This window comes from Ruegeria sp. BJ3 (assembly GCF_056535665.1).
Map to the genome: position 1 here is coordinate 1,127,544 of NZ_JBQFIT010000001.1, position 17,130 is coordinate 1,144,673.

General features: G+C 62.0%; 12 protein-coding genes and 1 riboswitch. Of the genes, 10 read left to right on the plus strand and 2 right to left on the minus strand.

What is annotated here, in order from left to right:
- Positions 1-64: 64 nt before the first annotated feature.
- Positions 65-763 (minus strand): glutathione S-transferase N-terminal domain-containing protein, encoded by a 699-nt coding sequence (locus tag ACR3EL_RS05675; protein WP_170337891.1) that lies wholly within the window; start codon positions 761-763, stop codon positions 65-67.
- A gap of 105 nt (positions 764-868) precedes the next feature.
- Positions 869-946: riboswitch (SAM riboswitch) on the plus strand.
- 67 nt (positions 947-1,013) lie between these two features.
- Here ACR3EL_RS05675 and metZ point away from each other — a divergent pair.
- The 5 genes from metZ to ACR3EL_RS05700 all read left to right on the plus strand — a co-directional run bounded on the left by metZ (position 1,014) and on the right by ACR3EL_RS05700 (position 7,467).
- The gene (metZ, locus tag ACR3EL_RS05680; protein ID WP_093962511.1) at positions 1,014-2,204 is read left to right on the plus strand and encodes an O-succinylhomoserine sulfhydrylase; all 1,191 of its coding nucleotides are present in this window, start codon (positions 1,014-1,016) and stop codon (positions 2,202-2,204) included.
- Positions 2,205-2,396: 192 nt separating this feature from the next.
- Positions 2,397-3,500 carry a GTP cyclohydrolase FolE2 gene (gene folE2, locus ACR3EL_RS05685; RefSeq protein ID WP_093962510.1) on the plus strand — a complete coding sequence of 368 codons (1,104 nt, stop codon included), beginning with the start codon at positions 2,397-2,399 and terminating at the stop codon, positions 3,498-3,500.
- Between the two features lie 277 nt (positions 3,501-3,777).
- A complete protein-coding gene (locus tag ACR3EL_RS05690; RefSeq protein ID WP_170337895.1) occupies positions 3,778-4,386 on the plus strand; it encodes a hypothetical protein in 609 nt (202 codons plus the stop codon).
- 52 nt (positions 4,387-4,438) lie between these two features.
- On the plus strand, positions 4,439-5,887 hold the full coding sequence (locus ACR3EL_RS05695; protein WP_093962508.1) for a TrkH family potassium uptake protein: 1,449 nt from the start codon (positions 4,439-4,441) through the stop codon (positions 5,885-5,887).
- Complete coding sequence (locus tag ACR3EL_RS05700) at positions 5,887-7,467, plus strand: thiamine pyrophosphate-binding protein (RefSeq protein ID WP_480720769.1); 1,581 nt, start codon at positions 5,887-5,889, stop codon at positions 7,465-7,467. Before ACR3EL_RS05695 ends, ACR3EL_RS05700 begins: the two co-directional genes overlap by 1 nt.
- 53 nt (positions 7,468-7,520) lie before the next feature.
- Here ACR3EL_RS05700 and ACR3EL_RS05705 read toward each other — a convergent pair whose 3' ends face one another.
- A complete protein-coding gene (locus ACR3EL_RS05705; protein WP_170337899.1) occupies positions 7,521-9,266 on the minus strand; it encodes a serine protease in 1,746 nt (581 codons plus the stop codon).
- Positions 9,267-9,472: 206 nt separating this feature from the next.
- Here ACR3EL_RS05705 and ACR3EL_RS05710 point away from each other — a divergent pair, with 206 nt between their 5' ends.
- The 5 genes from ACR3EL_RS05710 (at position 9,473) to ACR3EL_RS05730 (ending at position 17,051) form a co-directional block, all read left to right on the plus strand.
- On the plus strand, positions 9,473-10,402 hold the full coding sequence (locus ACR3EL_RS05710) for a glycine--tRNA ligase subunit alpha (protein ID WP_093962505.1): 930 nt from the start codon (positions 9,473-9,475) through the stop codon (positions 10,400-10,402).
- A gap of 31 nt (positions 10,403-10,433) precedes the next feature.
- A complete protein-coding gene (locus tag ACR3EL_RS05715) occupies positions 10,434-10,958 on the plus strand; it encodes a DUF6446 family protein (RefSeq protein ID WP_480720772.1) in 525 nt (174 codons plus the stop codon).
- A 9-nt stretch (positions 10,959-10,967) separates the two neighbouring features.
- A complete protein-coding gene (gene gltS, locus ACR3EL_RS05720; protein ID WP_480720774.1) occupies positions 10,968-12,179 on the plus strand; it encodes a sodium/glutamate symporter in 1,212 nt (403 codons plus the stop codon).
- A gap of 9 nt (positions 12,180-12,188) precedes the next feature.
- The gene (glyS, locus tag ACR3EL_RS05725; protein ID WP_480720776.1) at positions 12,189-14,423 is read left to right on the plus strand and encodes a glycine--tRNA ligase subunit beta; all 2,235 of its coding nucleotides are present in this window, start codon (positions 12,189-12,191) and stop codon (positions 14,421-14,423) included.
- 66 nt (positions 14,424-14,489) lie between these two features.
- The gene (locus ACR3EL_RS05730; protein ID WP_170337907.1) at positions 14,490-17,051 is read left to right on the plus strand and encodes a putative PEP-binding protein; all 2,562 of its coding nucleotides are present in this window, start codon (positions 14,490-14,492) and stop codon (positions 17,049-17,051) included.
- Positions 17,052-17,130: the final 79 nt, after the last annotated feature.

Here is a 17,130-nt window from a genome sequence, read left to right on the forward strand (position 1 = left end):
GCTTTGATGCACAAAGAGGTGCGATACGCTCCGAGTTGCCTGAGATTTCAGCATTTGGTGAACGCTACCGTTTGAACAGAACGTTCTGCGCGTCTTTGCTGCGATGATCTCCGCGCAGCTCGGCATGCAGGGCACGTCCCGCCTGAACTCCGGGGCGGGCTCCCACGGTTTCCAGCCACCGGGCAAAGTGGGGTTTGTCCTCCAGCGTCTGCTGCTGACCCTCCCACAGGCTGGCCCAGCCCCAAATCGACATATCGGCGATCGAAAAAAAGTCGCCGGCAACATATTCGTTGTCGGCAAGGCGCCGGTCCAGAACGCCGTACAGGCGCGCAACCTCGGTGCGGTAGCGGTCCTTGGCATAGGGCAGGTCCTGCGGCGGGTCCAACTGGGGGGCATATTTCAGAAAGTGGTGTGCCTGACCGGCCATCGGTCCGACGCCACCCATCTGCCACATCAGCCATTCCTCGACCGCGATCCGGTCACGCTCGGTCGATCCGTAGAACCGGCCGGTCTTGCGGGCCAGATACATCAGGATCGCGCCGCTTTCGAAAACCGAGATCGGTGTGCCATCCGGGCCGTCTGGGTCGACGATCGCCGGCATCCGGTTGTTGGGCGAAATTTCCAGAAACTCGGGCGCGAACTGATCACCTTTGCCGATGTTTATGAGGTGTGTCTGGTAGGGCAGCCCCATCTCCTCAAGGGCAATGGATACTTTCCAGCCATTTGGCGTGGGCCAGAAATACAGGTCGATCGGGTGTGTCATGGGGCCTCCGTTTTGCGAGACGATCATGAGCCATTCGCCGCAAAGGGCAAGTGCGCGGTGGATGTCGCGGCTTGACGCCCGCGCGCCCGAGGCGTATGCGCAATCCAGAAACCACGTGGCGATTTGTTACCGGATTGCGGGCCACGCTAAACAACACCGCTAAAAGGTCAGGATGAAAGACCCCTTTCGCTTGACCGCGTCTGGGGTTTTTTTGATTTGCCCTCGGGTTTCGGGGCCGAAAGGTAAAGACATGAGCGAAAGCTGGAACAAACGCACCCAAGCCGTCCACGGCGGTATCCGTCGCAGCCAGTACAACGAAGTCAGCGAAGCGATTTTCCTGACGCAGGGGTTCGTCTACGACTCCGCCGAGCAGGCCGAAGCTCGGTTCATCGAGACTGGCCCGGACGAGTTCATCTATGCCCGTTATGGCAACCCGACGGTTGCGATGTTCGAGCAGCGCATCGCTGCGCTTGAGGGGGCCGAAGATGGTTTTGCGACGGCGTCCGGTATGGCGGCCGTGAACGGGGCGCTGACCTCGATGCTGAAGGCGGGCGATCACGTGGTTTCAGCCAAGGCCCTGTTTGGGTCCTGCCTGTACATTCTGGAGAATATTCTGACCCGCTATGGTGTCGAGGTGACCTTCGTCGACGGCACCGACCTGGACCAATGGAAGGCCGCGATCCGGCCCGACACCAAGGCCGTGTTCTTCGAATCCATGTCGAACCCCACGCTCGAAGTCATCGACATTCGCGCGGTGGCAGAACTGGCCCATGCGGTGGGGGCCACCGTGATCGTCGACAACGTGTTCTCGACCCCGGTGTTCTCGCAGGCGATCGCGCAGGGCGCGGATGTGGTGGTTTACTCGGCCACCAAGCATATCGACGGGCAGGGCCGCGCGCTGGGCGGCGTGATTCTTGGAACCAAGGAATTCATCCGCGGCACGGTAGAGCCTTACCTGAAACACACCGGCGGCGCGCTCAGCCCGTTCAACGCCTGGATCATGCTCAAGGGGCTGGAAACGTTGGCGCTGCGGGTCAATGCCCAGGCCGAGACGGCGCAGAAGCTCGCCGAGGCGCTGGAGGGGCACCCGGCGCTGGAGCGGATCATGTATCCGGGCCTGAAATCTCATGCCCAGAACGCTCTGGTGCAGAGCCAGCTGGGGGGCAAGGGCGGTACGGTCTTGTCGCTGGCCATCAAGGGGGGCAAGGACGCGGCCTTCCGGTTCTTGAACGCGCTGACGATCCCGGTGATCTCGAACAATCTGGGCGATGCCAAGTCCATCGCAACCCATCCCGCAACGACCACGCACCAGCGGTTGAGCGATGCGCAGAAAGACGAATTGGGCATCACGCCCGGTTTGATCCGCTTTTCTGTCGGGCTCGAAGATGCTGACGATCTGCTGGAGGATATTCGGCAGGCATTGTCGGCTGCTGCGGTGTGACGGCGCACACGCGCCATTGAACACATCGGCAACCGCGCAATGTCGTCCGGATAAAAGGGCGCAATCCGTTCGGAAATGGCGGTTTTGCGATGGTTTTTTCGATCCGGGCTGCTATCTCACCCGTATTGGGTTACACTGTGGTTTCCGCCGCAGTCAGAGATGGCCTGACGACACACCGAGGATACGCAGCCAATGAACATTCATTCGCGCGACATTGACGAAAAACCTGATCGGGACGAGGCCGCTGAGGCTCTCAAGGTCTTGCGGAAATGGGCAAAGGGCGCCAGCGTGGCCGAGATCAGCCAGCTTGATCCGGCGGTTGCGCGCTTGGTGCCAGGGTTGATGCCGGACAACTACCCTGCGATGTCACGTGAATACCCCGAAGACTTCAAAGTTGACGAAGCCTACAAATCTGCGTTGCCCGATCTCCAGAACGGCCCGTCCAGCCTGATCCGCGGTGCGAAACAGCAGATCCAGCATGTGGGCATCTCGAATTTCCGCCTGCCGATCCGGTTTCACAGCAAGAACGGTCCGGACCTGACGCTGGAAACCTCGGTTACGGGCACCGTCAGCCTCGAAGCCGAGAAAAAGGGCATCAACATGTCCCGGATCATGCGGTCCTTCTACAAGCATGCCGAGCGTACGTTCAGTTTCGAGGTGATGGAATCCGCCCTAAGCGATTATCTGACCGACCTCGACAGTTTCGATGCAAGGCTTCAGATGCGCTTCTCCTATCCCGATCGGGTCAAAAGCCTGCGTTCGGGTCTTGAGGGATATCAGTATTACGACATCGCGCTTGAACTGGTCGAACAGGGCGGCGTGCGTCAGAAGATCATGCATCTCGACTATGTCTATTCTTCGACCTGCCCATGCTCGCTGGAACTCAGCGAACACGCCCGGTCGGTGCGCGGACAGCTTGCGACGCCGCATTCGCAGCGTTCCGTGGCGCGCATTTCGGTCGTGGTCGATTGTGACGCCGATTGCCTGTGGTTCGAGGATCTGATCGCCCTGTGCCGCCGTGCCGTCCCCACCGAAACCCAGGTGATGGTCAAGCGCGAAGACGAACAGGCCTTTGCTGAGCTGAACGCCGCCAACCCCATCTTTGTCGAAGACGCCGCGCGTCTGTTCTGTGCCGAGCTGCTGGCCGATCATCACGTGGGTGACTTCCGCGTCATCGCCAGCCATCAGGAAAGTCTGCACAGCCACGATGCGGTGTCGATTCTGACCGAGGGGCCGACATTTGCGTCCACCAGTCTGGACCCGCGCCTGTTCACGACGCTGTTCCACGTCGGCTGACCCAAAAAACGCCGCGAAAACCGGCGTATATTGGGCGGTAGGCGCCTTTTTGCCGCAATGCAGCGGAAAATGCTGCATGCGCGCGATTATTTGCATACATTGAAGATGAATGCAGCTGTGGCGCGCCATGTCAGATGTGGCGCACCACCCCGAAAGGAAGCCGGGACGTGTTACGCCTTGGACTGCAATACACCTTCGTCCGTCCGCGCGATCGGAACGGCAAGGGCTTTTCTACCTCGGAAATCGGGCTGCTTCATTGCTACAGGAGAGACTTGGAATGAATCCCATTGCCCAACAGCTTGAGCTGCAGGCCGCCGCCGTGCGTCTGGCCGGCTATGCCGTGACCAGCCAGATGAAAATGATGCAGGCATTTGCTCAAACCGTGTTCCCGATCCCGGTTGCGTCGGTCACCGAACCAACGAAGCCGGCCGTGAAGTCGGCCAAGAAACCGGTGGCGCGAACCACGGCCAAACCCGCCGCGAAGAAGGCGAAACCTGTTGTCCGGGCCAAGGCCAAGACGGTCGCAAAGCCGGCTCCGAAGCCGAAGGCACCCGCAAAAGCCGCACCGAAACCGGACGCGAAGGCCACAGCCAAGCCCAAAACGCCGCCTGCAACGGCTCAAAAACCGTCGCAGCCCGTCGCAACGGCCACCCCTGCACAGCGCGTCACTCCGGTCGCATCGGAGAAACCCGCAACGGCCGTGACGCCCAAGGCCAAGCCCAGCGTGGCAAAACCTGCGGCTTCAACCGAAGAAGCCAAGGCCAAAAAGCCCGTAGCGGCTGCAACAACCAAACCCGCCGAGGCACCGAAACCGGCAACGCGCCGCACGCGTGCGCCGTCCAAGCCACCGGCCATGCCGCCCGTGGCTGAAAAAATGGACGACTGATCACAGATCATCTGCTTGACACTTTCGGGCCAGCGCGCCAACGCTGCCCGTCATGATGGATCTTCGCCCGGTCGGATATGTGATTGGCTTGCTGGTCGCCATACTTGGGGCGACCATGCTGTTGCCGATGCTTGCGGACATCATCGAGGGGCGGGGCGAGTGGAACGTTTTCTTTGAAAGCGGTGTCATCACGATCCTGACCGGCGTGGTTCTGGCCATGAGCTGCTCGAACGGTGTGGGCGAGGGGCTGACCATCCGTCAGACCTTTTTGCTGACCACTGGCGTCTGGGTCGCGCTGCCGCTTTTCGGGGCAATCCCCTTCGTGTTCGGTGAGACCGAACTGCGATTTGTCGATGCCTATTTCGAAGCCATGTCCGGGCTGACCACCACCGGTTCGACCGTTATTTCCGGGTTGGATGATCTGCCGCGTGGCCTGCTTTTGTGGCGCGGTTTGCTGCAATGGCTGGGCGGGATCGGCATCATCGTCGTGGCCATGGTCTTCCTGCCCGAACTCAAGGTCGGCGGTATGCAGATCTTCCGCTCGGAAGGGTTTGAAACCATGGGGAAAATCCTTCCGCGCGCGCAAGAGATCGCGGGCCAGATTTCGCTGATCTATGTTTTCCTGACCGTAGCTTGCGCCTTGGTGTATGCCGGTTTGGGCATGAACTTTTTCGACGCGGTCGTTCATGCGTTCACAACCGTGTCCACTGGCGGGTTCTCGAACTATGATGCTTCGTTCGGAACGTTTTCGGGGCCCGCGGAATACGCCGCGTCCGTATTCATGATCCTGGCTGCTCTGCCGTTCGTGCGCTATGTGCAGTTCGTCAACGGCCGGACAGGCTCGATCCTGGAAGACAGCCAGATCAGGGCCTTTCTGGCCACGATTGCCGTTCTGGTGGTGATCATGGCGGTCTTTCTGACATCGGTCTTTCCGCATCACTGGGAACAGGCGGTGCGCGAGTCGCTGTTCAACATCACCTCGATCATTTCCGGCACCGGCTATGCCAGTGTCGATTACATGACCTGGGGCAGTTTTCCGATCATGATGTTCTTCATGATCGGCCTGATCGGTGGTTGCGCCGGTTCGACGGCCTGCTCCATCAAGATCTTCCGGTATCAGTTGCTGATTGCTTCCATCAAGGCTCAGATCAGCCGGATTCGGTCTCCGCACGGAGTGTTCGTGCCCAAATATGATGGCCGCGCCATCAGCCGCGATGTCCTGACATCGGTCATGAGCTTTTTCATGTTCTTCGCGCTGTCGCTGGGGGCGTTGTCCTGGGCGCTGGCGCTGACTGGTCTGGATTTCATCACGGCAGTATCCGGTGCAGCGACGGCGCTTGCCAATGTTGGCCCCGGCTTGGGTGACCAGATCGGCCCCGCAGGGAATTTCGCCGGGCTGAACGACACGGCCAAGTGGTTGCTGACCTTCGGAATGCTGACCGGCCGGCTGGAGCTGATGGCCGTGTATGTCCTGTTCACCATTCGGTTCTGGAGAGGCTGATGAAAAGACCATTGGGCGCCCAAATCTCGCACATGCTCAAGGATCGGGGGGTCGAAGTCATTTTCGGCATTCCCGGTGTGCACAATCAGGAAATGTACCGTGGAATCGAAGAAGCGGGCATTACTCATGTGCTGGCGCGGCATGAGCAAGGCGCGGGCTTCATGGCTGACGGTTATGCAAGGGCGACGGGCAAGCCCGGCGTCGCCTACGTGATCACCGGTCCTGGCCTGTGCAACGTCATGACGCCGATGGGGCAGAGCTATACCGACTCGGTTCCGATGCTGGTTCTGTCGTCCTGTCTGGGCGAAACTCAGGCGCAGCGTGGCCAGTTGCACCAGATGAAAGATCAGCGCGCGGCCGCTGAATGCGTGACCGACTGGTCCTGTCAGGCAAACGACGCGCAATCAGCCTATGGCCTGATCGAACGCGCTTTTGAGGAGTTCGCGTTGAAACGCCCGCGCCCCAAGCATATCCAGGTCCCGATTGCGCAGTTGGTGGCCGAGGCCGACCCCGCTCCTTTTCCAAACCAGGACGCGGTGCGGGTCAAGGCTCTGGCGCCGGACATCTCGCCGGTTCTGTCGCTGCTGAACATCGCACGGCGGCCGCTGTTCATACTGGGTGGTGGGTCGAGGTCGAACCTGTGGCGCCAGATTCTGTCTCAGCTCGGTGCGGCCTGTTTCACCACTTATGCAGGGCGTGGGTTGGTCGGCACCGGCTATACCCTGGATTTCGGCGCGACCTTGCCGCGACCCGGCAGTGCCGAGGTGATTGGGTCGGCCGATCTGGTCATCGCGGTCGGTGCCGAATTGGGTGAGGTCGACCTTTGGCGCGATCAGTTGGGCCACAACGCGACCTTGGTGCGGGTTGACCTCGACCCCGAGGTGCTGGCCGACCGGCACCGGGCGGCGGTCAAGCTGCAGGCCGACGGCGAAAGTTTTGCCCATTCACTGTGGTCCGCGACCCAAGACTGCAAACCGGCCACCGGCTGGTCGCCGGAAGAGGTGGCCGAAGCCCGAGCGCGCTGGCGCGCCGAGGTCGACGCGGAAAGACCGGGTATCGTGCCGGTTGCCGACGCCTTGCGTGCAGCGATGCCCGCCGACACCATGATCTATTCCGACATGACCCAGTTCGCCTATGTCGCGAAAGAAGTCTGGGACATGGCGCGCCCATACCACTGGCACCACCCGACCGGGTTCGGCACTCTGGGCTATGCACTGCCGGCCGGGATCGGCGGCGCGGTTGCGCGGCGCGGAAAGCCAACTGCCGTGATCGCGGGTGACTACGGGTTCCACTATACGATGCAGGAACTGGGTGCGGCGGTCGAGCTGGGGTTGTCGCTGCCCATCATCCTTTGGGACAACGGCAAGCTGAAAGAGATCGAGGACAGCATGGTCGGCAGCCAGATTGCTCCGAACGCGGTTGTCGCGCGCAACCCTGATTTCTGCAAGCTGGCCGAGGCTTTCGGTGCGCGGTCGGCCGGTCCGAACTCGCTACCTGAAATGCAGGCTGCCGTTCGCGCGGCCTTTGACGCGCCCGTGCCGACCCTTGTGCACGTCACGCCCGATATCTTGAAGGGCTAAAAAAGGCGCCGCAATGTCCTGCGGCGCCCTCAAATTCTATTCGTGACTTTCGGTCAACCCCAGCAATTCACCAGCACGGTCATGCCAGTCGCGCGGCGGTTCAACTCGTCAGGCGAAACTTGCCCGGTCTCCTGCGCGGTCTGAGCCGTTGCCCCGGCCTTTGACAGGATCTCGTGAAGGCGATCGGCCGCGGCAGCCAGGCTGACATCGCGGGGCAGGGTTCGCCCCTCGGTCCGCGCAGGCAGCAGCATTCCGACCACGTTGCCGTGATCATCGAATACTGGGCCGCCGGCGTCTCCGGGTTGTGCGGTCAGGCTCAGGCGGGTCACACCGGCCTCTCCGTTCAGCCCGCGGATATCGGCGATCTTGCCGTAGGTCAGGGTCGGAGCCCCCAAAGCGCCCCCATATGAGTATCCCGCGACGGCCACTTCAGATTGCAGGCGAGGCTGGGCTTCGTTCAAGGCCGCAACGGCCATCGGTGCCAGCGTTTTGTTGGGGCGCAGGACCGCCACGCCCAGTTCGGGATCGCTCCACGCGGTTTGCAGTTCCTGACCGTCCTCAAGGGTGACGCGGGTGCAGTTCTGCACAGCCTCGGCCACGGTCAGGACCAGACCGTTGGGATCGGCAAAAAAGCCCGACCGAGACAACCGTGGCCTTCTGAGTTGGAGACCGGACATCAAGTCGATGCTTTGCTCGGCATTGGCGCCAGCCGCAGCATCAAGAACACCATCGGTGGTTTCAAAGCTGGCAGTCATTGCGGCCAGAACCCGGGCGCGGCGTGCGTCATCGCCTTCGGGCCAGACAAGGGTGAAGCCCTTGATCTTGCCGTCGCTCAGATTGGCCTGTGTATAGGATACGATCCCGTTGCCGCGGCCTTCGATGGTAAACCTGTCGCCACGCAGCTCACGCGGGCCGTTCAGCGGCACGATCTCAAGCGATTGCATCGCCTCGAACAGCGCGCGCAAAGTGGTTTTGCTGCCCTCCTGGCTGATCAATACGACCCGTGCGTCCAGATCCCCGCTGGAATTGAAATGCGCGAACGGCGCCTCGTATCGGTCGAAGGCAATTACCCCAAGCGGCAGGTCGACGGAAATCCCGGCGCGATCATCGACGTGACGCGCCATGCCGACGCTGATCAGCGGGGCATTGTAGTCATCCATCAAAGCCTTGCGCTGTGCCGTCGTCAGGACACCGGTCGGTTCAAAGCCGTTGAACCGCTGCCATTCCGCCATCGACCGGCGTGTACCTTGGCCGAATGCCCCGTCAATGGTCGAACTGTAGAACCCGGCAGCCTGCAATGCGGTTTGCAGGTCTTTTCGTTCCTGTCCGCTCAGCAGCCGCTCGGACTGCAGGGCCTGTGATCTCGTCTCGTCCGAAGGTTGCGGTGTCAGACCGGCCTGAGGCTGCTCTGGCTGCGGCTCGGGCTGAACGGGCGCTGTGATTGCGCCGCGGTTCAGGACATTGGCGCCGATTGGCCAGAACTGCTGCCCCAGGGCGCCTGAAAATGTGATGAAACTGTCTGAGGGGATCTGCCGTTCGGCCCGGTAGACGCGCAGCACCTGCTCGGCGTCGGCCCGCAGATAGGGGCCGATCACTATGGCGTACCAGCCGCTGTTCAGGCGGAACCCGTTCACGTCGGGCAGGGCATTGGCATAGACTTGCGCCCGGTCCTGTGCCTCGCGCAGCGATGGCTGCGCTTCGACCTGAACCCAGACGCCTGCGTCAGCCCCCTGTTGAGCATACGCAGCGCGCATGCCGACTGTAATCAGTAAAAGAATTGCAACGAATATGCGTGTCATTTTCTGCCCGTTTTATGCAGTGTTTTGGCTTTGCCTCAACTTACGCGATTCAGGGGTGAAAACGCTATGCCCACGATACGGGGAATTTCTGGTGTGGCGGCACAGTGACAGCAGGCGGGCATTGGCCCGTTGACGCCCCTTGGCCCCTTGCATAGGAAGGGCAAAACCGACCGAAACCGGGCAAATCCGCGCCCAAAGGGAATGTCATGACCGAACCGTCCAGCGCACCACGTTCATTTCAGGAAATCATCCTGCGGCTTCAGAACTACTGGGCCTCGAAGGGCTGTGCCATCCTGCAGCCATACGACATGGAGGTCGGTGCCGGTACATTCCACCCTGCAACCACCCTGCGGGCTCTGGGGTCCAAACCCTGGGCTGCGGCCTACGTTCAGCCGTCGCGCCGTCCGACCGATGGGCGCTATGGCGAGAACCCCAACCGCTTGCAGCATTACTATCAGTACCAAGTGCTGATCAAACCCAGCCCTCCGGACCTGCAGGAGCTGTATTTGGGCAGCCTTCAGGCCATCGGCATCGACATGGACCTGCACGACATCCGTTTCGTCGAGGATGACTGGGAAAGCCCCACCCTGGGCGCATGGGGCCTGGGATGGGAGGTCTGGTGCGACGGCATGGAAGTCAGCCAGTTTACCTATTTCCAGCAGGTCGGCGGCCATGACTGCGCGCCTGTCTCGGGCGAGCTGACATATGGTCTGGAACGTCTGGCGATGTATGTGCTGGGCATCGACCACGTAATGGACATGCCCTTCAACGACCCGCAATCACCCAGCCCGCTGACATATGGCGACATCTTCAAGCAAACCGAAGAGGAATACGCCCGTTGGAACTTTGACGTGGCCAACACCGAGGTTCTGTTGCGCCACTTCGAAGAGGCCGAGGAAGAATGCGCCGCGATCCTGAGCCAGGAAAACGTTGACCCCAAAACGGGCAAGCGCATCATCATGGCGCATCCTGCTTATGACCAGTGCATCAAGGCCAGCCATATCTTCAACCTCCTGGACGCGCGCGGCGTGATTTCGGTGACCGAGCGGCAGGCCTATATCGGGCGGGTGCGCGCGCTGGCCAAGCAATGCGCCGATGCCTTCGTGCAGACCGAAGCCGCAGGTTTTGAGGCCTGATGGCCTGTCGCACCCCACAGGAGGATCGCGCATGACCGGGAAAATGCTGGCAATTCTGTTGGTCGCTTGCGCCGTCATCGCTGGCGTCAGCATGTATTACCTGCAGGTCTACGGCTACTACTACGAGGTCGAACCCTCACCCGGTCAGGATGTTGTTCTGACCGAAACCGCGACCGGCCAACCTGTGCCCATAGCCTACAGCGCGTTTCAGGCGATCGACGCCGACAGCTCTCCGATCCGGTATCGGGCGTGTTTCCAGACAGATCTGAAGCCGGAACAGCTGGCCGTCCGCTACATGAGCGCCGAAAAGGCCGAGCCGCTGACGGCCCCGGGTTGGTTCGACTGCTATGATGCGGCTGCTCTGGCCAAGGCGTTGGCGAACGGATCCGCCCGCGCGTTCATAGGGGTCAAGAACATCCACTACGGCGTTGATCGGATCGTCGCGGTGACGCAGGACGGCTCGGGCTTTGCCTGGCATGCCCTGAACAACTGCGGCGAAAAGGCCTATGACGGAACGGTTGTCGGCGAAGAGTGCCCGCCACGACCGGAAAACTGAGTGGGCGGGATGGGGTTCATCGTTGAAATCCCCGGATTTCTGACGGCAACGCTGGGCTTTGCCGTCTACCTGATGGGCGCCGAGATCAACGCCCGCGCCGAGGTTCTGCGCCGATTCAACATTCCCGAACCCGTGACCGGAGGTCTGTTGGCCTCGCTGGTGGTTCTGACGCTTTATCTGTTGTTCGGGATGGAACTGGAGTTCGACCTGACCGCGCGGGATTTCCTGCTGGTGCTGTTCTTTGCCGGGATCGGCCTGAACGCCCGGCTGTCCGACCTGATCGCAGGCGGAAAGCCACTGGTGCTGCTGCTGATCCTGACGTTGGTGACGATCGTGGCGCAGAACCTGATCGGCGCAGCGGGGGCGGCGGCCTTCGGCTATCCGGCGCAGGCCGGCGTTCTGTTCGGGTCGGCCGCCCTGATCGGCGGCCATGGCACCGCCATCGCCTGGGCGCCCGAGGTCGGGCAGGTGACCGGGCTTGAGGGTGCGACCGAACTGGGGGTGGCCGTTGCGACCCTCGGGCTTGTTCTGGCTGCACTGGTCGGAGGCCCCATCGCGCGTCTGTTGATCGAAGGGCGCGACCTGACGCCAAACCGACCGGACGAGGAACACACGATCGGCGTACCCGACGAGCCGTCAGACGCGGCCGCGAAGATCGACCACCTGACGGTGATGCGGGTGCTGCTGTACCTGAACATAGCCATCATCGCGGGCTATGCTCTGTCCGAGGTGATCCTGGCCGCGGGTTTGAAACTGCCGCTGTTCGTGCCTTGCCTGATCATGGGCATCGTAATTGGCAACCTACGCCCGCTGCTGGCCCCGCGCGCCGCGCCGGTGTCGCGCACACCGTCGCTGGCGCTGATCTCGGAATTCGCGCTGGGCGCGTTTCTGGCCATGTCGCTGATGAGCCTGCAGCTGTGGACCATCGCCGATCTGGGCCTGTCCATCGTGGTGATCATGACGGCGCAGACGTTGTTTGCAGTGGCTTTCGTGATCTGGGTTCTGTTCCCGGTCATGGGCGCCAATTACCGCGCAGCCGTCCTGGCGGCGGGGTTCGGCGGCTTCGCGCTGGGCGCGACACCGACCGCAATTGCCAATATGACCGCCGTAACCAAGCGATACGGGCCTTCGCCTATTGCCTTTATTGTGCTCCCCCTTGTATCCGCATTCTTCGTGGATATCGCCAATGCCATCGTCATCCAGACGATCGTCTATTTCTAAGGATCGAAAATGCCCGACCTGCTGATCGAACTGTTTTCCGAGGAAATCCCCGCGCGCATGCAGACCCGCGCCGGCGAGGATCTGAAAAAACGGATCACCGACGGTCTGGTCGAGGCCGGTCTGACCTATGCCCATGCCCACGCCCTGACCACGCCGCGCCGCCTGACGCTGGCGATCGAGGGGCTGCTGGCCGAAAGCCCCACCATCCGCGAGGAACGCAAGGGCCCCAAGGTCGGCGCGCCCGAAAAAGCCATCGAAGGCTTCTTGCGTGGCGCTGGGATCAGCCGCGACCAATTGGAAGAGCGCGAGACGCCCAAGGGCGCGGTCTATTTTGCCACCATCGAGAAACCGGGGCGCCCGGCGGCCGAGATCGTGGCCGAGGTTCTGGCCGACACGATCCGCAACTTCCCCTGGCCGAAATCCATGCGCTGGGGCAGCGGGGCCCTGCGCTGGGTGCGGCCGCTGCATTCGATCCTGTGCATCCTCAGCGATGAAAGCGGCGCGCAGGTCGTGCCGATGGAGGTCGACGGGATCACCGCCGGTGACACCACCGAGGGCCACCGCTTCATGACGCCGGGCCGGTTTGCCGTGACCGGGTTCGAGGACTACGCCGCCAAGCTGAAACGCGCCTTTGTCGTGCTGTCGCCCGAGGAACGGGCCGAGCACATCTGGAACGACGCACAGAACATGGCCTTTGCCGCCGGTCTGGAGGTGGTCGAGGACAAGGGCTTGCTGGCCGAGGTGGCCGGGCTGGTCGAATGGCCGGTGGTGCTGATGGGGCAGATCGACGATGAATTCCTGGACCTGCCGCCCGAGGTACTGCAGACCTCGATGAAAGAGCACCAGAAATTCTTCTCGGTCCGCAATCCCAAGACGGGGCGGATCGAGCGGTTCATCACCGTGGCCAACCGCGAGACCACCGACAATGGCGCTACCATTCTGGCCGGAAACCAGAAGGTGCTGTCGGCGCGTCTGGCCGATGCGAAATTCTTTTGGGAGAACGACCTGCGCGTCGCCAAGGCCGACATCACGCAATGGACCCGCGCGCTTGAGAACGTGACCTTCCACAACAAGCTGGGCACCCAGGCGCAGCGGATCGACCGCATCGCCGCACTGGCCCGCGAACTGGCCCCGGTGACGGGCGCCGACCCGGACCAGGCCGAGAAAGCCGCGCGGCTGGCCAAGGCCGATCTGAGTTCGGAAATGGTCTATGAATTCCCCGAACTTCAGGGGCTTATGGGGCGGTATTACATCGAGGCCGCTGGTGAAGACGCCGCCGTGGCCGCCGTGGCGCAGGAGCATTACTCGCCGCTGGGCCCGTCGGATGACGTGCCGACCGCGCCGCTCTCGGTGACCGTGGCGCTGGCCGACAAGCTGGACACGCTGACTGGATTCTGGGCGATCGACGAAAAGCCCACCGGCTCGAAAGACCCGTTCGCGCTGCGCCGCGCGGCGTTGGGGGTGACCCGATTGATCCTGAACAATGATCTGCGACTGAAGCTCGACCGTTTCTTCGACGCGCAACTGGTTCGGGCCGAAGCGGCTTCGAACGAGGCCTTGCACGACGAGCATGTCGCAGAGCTGTTGGATGAAATCGCCGATCACGGTGTTTTCGGAGCGGCGTTCCGCACGGTGAAGGAGAAGCTTGCGGGCGACGAGGCCGGGAAACACCAAGTGACGGACTTTATGCATCTTGAACGGAAGGTGCCCGATGCGTCGGAGGATCTGCTGACCTTCTTCCACGACCGCCTCAAGGTCTTCCTACGTGACGAGGGCATTCGCCACGACGTGATCGACGCCTGTATCGCGATGGACGGCAATGACGACCTGAACCTGCTGGTCAAACGCGCCCGCGCGTTGAATACGGTGATCGCGACCGAAGATGGCGAAAATCTGGTGCAGGGGTTCAAGCGCGCCAACAACATCCTGACCCAGGCCGAGGAGAAGGACGGGGTCGAATACTCGTTCGGTGCCGACCTGAAATTCGCCGATACCGACAGCGAAAAGGCCCTGTTCGCCGCACTGGATCAGGCACAGGCCAAGATTGCACCGGCACTCAAGGCCGAGGATTTCCCGGCGGCGATGGCGGCCATGGCCGCGCTGCGCGGGCCCATCGACGCGTTTTTCGAGGACGTGCAGGTCAATTCCGACAATGCCGTGCTGCGCCGCAACCGCCTGAATCTGCTGAGCCAGATCCGCCAGATCTGCTCGAGCGTCGCGGACCTGACCAAGATCGAAGGCTGACCCAAAGGGCGCGCTCTGGCGCGCCCACAAGGCCCTTGCGCGGAAGGCTGGGGCGCTTATGCTGCGGTGAAACCAAAAGGTGCCGCAGTGCAGAATAATCCGCATACCACGCTCATCACTCCTGATGCTCCTGTCGCCGCCGACACCCATGGCGGCCGGGCGAAATGTCTGCAGCGCCTCGTGCGGTTGGACCTTCCCGTACCGCGTACGGTGGCCCTGTCCTTCGATCAGGTGCGGCGGATCGCTGACGGCGATATCCCGGCAATCGAAGCTATACTTGAACAGTTCGACGCATCGGCGTTGCTGTGCGTGCGCCCCAGTTCCGAGGACCCTGACTGGGGTGGCCCCGGCGCGGTTCTGAACATCGGGATGAACGATGCCCGTTTCGTGGAATTGTCCGACAAGATGGGTCCCGAGGCCGCCGCCGCACTGTATCTGCGGTTCGTCCAAAGCTATGCGATTCACGTCGCGCGTCTGGACGCGGATGTTTTCGACGACATCGAAGCCGATGGCCGCGAAGGCCTGCGCCAGACCCTGCGCGCCTATGAAGACGAAACCGACGAAGCGTTCCCCCAGGATCGCGGCGAGCAGTTGCTGGCGGTCCTGCGCTCGATGGCGCGGGCGTGGGACGGTACGTCCGCCCGCCTGTTGCGGCAAGCCAAGGGCGCTCCGGCGGATGCCGGGTTGGGCCTTGTCATTCAGGAGATGATCCCGGGCGTCGGTCAGGGCGAATGCGGATCGGGGGTGTTGCAGCTGGTGGATTCCTCGACCGGCATGCCGCAGATCACAGGCCGCTACCTGAGCCAAAGCCAGGGGCGTGATGCGCTGGGCGAGGGGGTTGCGGCCCTCTATCTTGAAAAAGACCCGCGCGGGCAGGCGCTCGAGGATGTTGCGCCTCAGGCCTTTGCCGACCTTAAGGCCCATGCGGCGTTGATGCGGCGCAAATTGCGCGAAGAGATGCAGGTCGAATTCGTGATCGAAAACGGCAAGGTGCATATTCTGGACGGGGTCCGCGTTCAGCGCAGCGCCCGCGCCGCCATGCGGATCGCTGTTCGATTGGCCGAGGATGGCATCATCACCCCGCAGGAAGCCGTCATGCGGATCGACCCGCATTCTCTGAATGAGTTGCTGCACCGTCAGGTGCATCCCGAGGCCAAGCGTGACGTGCTGACCACGGGTATCGGGGCCAGTCCCGGGGCGGCCACCGGCCGGATCGTGTTCACTTCGGCCGAGGCACAGGCCAGCGCGGCGCGCGGCGAGCCCTGCATTCTGGTGCGCCGTGAAACCTCGCCCGAGGATGTGCGCGGCATGCACGCCGCGGTCGCCGTACTGACCGAAAAGGGTGGCATGACCAGCCATGCGGCCGTGATCGGGCGCGGGCTGGGGCTGCCCTGTATCGTCGGCGCGTCCGAGATGCGGTTCCAGACCAAGAAAAAGCAGCTTACCGTTCCGGACGGCCGCGTTTTCACCACAGGCGACATTCTGACGATTGACGGAAGCTCGGGCCAGGTGTTGGGGGGCGAGCCGGCGATGCTCGAAGCTGCACTGGATGACTGTTTTCAGACTTTGATGAGCTGGGCCGACGCCGAGCGTGACATATCAATTCGTGCCAACGCCGACACTCCTGCCGACGCGCAGGCTGCGCGGAACTTCCAGGCGCAGGGGATCGGGTTGTGCCGAACCGAGCATATGTTTTTCGACCCCGGTCGTCTGATCGTGATGCGCGAGATGATTTTCGCTCAGACTTCATCGGGACGCGCGGCGGTTCTGGAGCGGTTGCTTCCGATGCAACGCGATGATTTTGTGCAGCTTTTCCGGATCATGGAAGGGCAGCCCGTCTGCATCCGACTGTTCGATCCGCCTCTGCACGAGTTTCTGCCGACCACGCGCAGCGGGCAGCGCGAACTGGCCGAAGCGCTGGATCTTCCGGTTTCGGATGTGGAGCGTCGGGTGGACGAAATGAGCGAATACAACCCCATGCTGGGGTTGCGGGGCGTACGCCTTGGTATCACGGTGCCCGAGATCTATGACATGCAAGCCCGCGCGATCTTCGAGGCGACGCTCGAAGCCAGCAAAAATGGCGCGCCGGTGGTGCCCGAGGTCATGATTCCGCTGGTTTCGGCCAAGCGCGAGGTCGAACTGATCAAGGCGCGGGTGGACACGGTTGCCGCAGCCGTTGCGGCCGAGCGTGGTCAGGAGTTCGAATACCGGTTGGGTGTGATGGTCGAAACGCCCCGGGCCTGTTTGCGCGCCGAGGAAATCGCTCCTCATGCCTCGTTCCTGAGTTTCGGCACCAATGACCTGACGCAGATGACCTATGGTCTGTCACGCGACGACGCGGGACGCTTCATGTCAGCCTATGTTCGGCAGGGGGTGTTCACCGAGGATCCGTTCCATGTTCTGGACGCCGATGGGGTCGGCGAACTGCTCAAGCTGGGCTCGGAGCGGGGGCGTACAGCTCGGCCCGATGTCACGCTTTCGGTCTGTGGTGAACATGGCGGCAACCCCGAATCAATCGCCCTTTGTCGGGATTTGGGGTTCGATTATGTGTCCTGTTCACCCTTCCGAGTCCCGGTCGCTCGGCTGGCTGCCGCTCAATTGGCGATTTCGTCAAAACTTGGGGGTTGACAGGCCGTCAAAGCCCTAGGAATAGTGGTTTCGGGATGGACCTGTGGCTGATTAATTTTGGCCCCGCGGGCAAGATTTT

Bases quoted from the DNA above. Each gene is read 5' to 3' on its own strand.
- ACR3EL_RS05675 (WP_170337891.1), bottom strand. From the start codon at position 763: ATGACACACCCGATCGACCTGTATTTCTGGCCCACGCCAAATGGCTGG.
- metZ (WP_093962511.1), top strand. From the start codon at position 1,014: ATGAGCGAAAGCTGGAACAAACGCACCCAAGCCGTCCACGGCGGTATC.
- folE2 (WP_093962510.1), top strand. From the start codon at position 2,397: ATGAACATTCATTCGCGCGACATTGACGAAAAACCTGATCGGGACGAG.
- ACR3EL_RS05690 (WP_170337895.1), top strand. From the start codon at position 3,778: ATGAATCCCATTGCCCAACAGCTTGAGCTGCAGGCCGCCGCCGTGCGT.
- ACR3EL_RS05695 (WP_093962508.1), top strand. From the start codon at position 4,439: ATGATGGATCTTCGCCCGGTCGGATATGTGATTGGCTTGCTGGTCGCC.
- ACR3EL_RS05700 (WP_480720769.1), top strand. From the start codon at position 5,887: ATGAAAAGACCATTGGGCGCCCAAATCTCGCACATGCTCAAGGATCGG.
- ACR3EL_RS05705 (WP_170337899.1), bottom strand. From the start codon at position 9,266: ATGACACGCATATTCGTTGCAATTCTTTTACTGATTACAGTCGGCATG.
- ACR3EL_RS05710 (WP_093962505.1), top strand. From the start codon at position 9,473: ATGACCGAACCGTCCAGCGCACCACGTTCATTTCAGGAAATCATCCTG.
- ACR3EL_RS05715 (WP_480720772.1), top strand. From the start codon at position 10,434: ATGACCGGGAAAATGCTGGCAATTCTGTTGGTCGCTTGCGCCGTCATC.
- gltS (WP_480720774.1), top strand. From the start codon at position 10,968: ATGGGGTTCATCGTTGAAATCCCCGGATTTCTGACGGCAACGCTGGGC.
- glyS (WP_480720776.1), top strand. From the start codon at position 12,189: ATGCCCGACCTGCTGATCGAACTGTTTTCCGAGGAAATCCCCGCGCGC.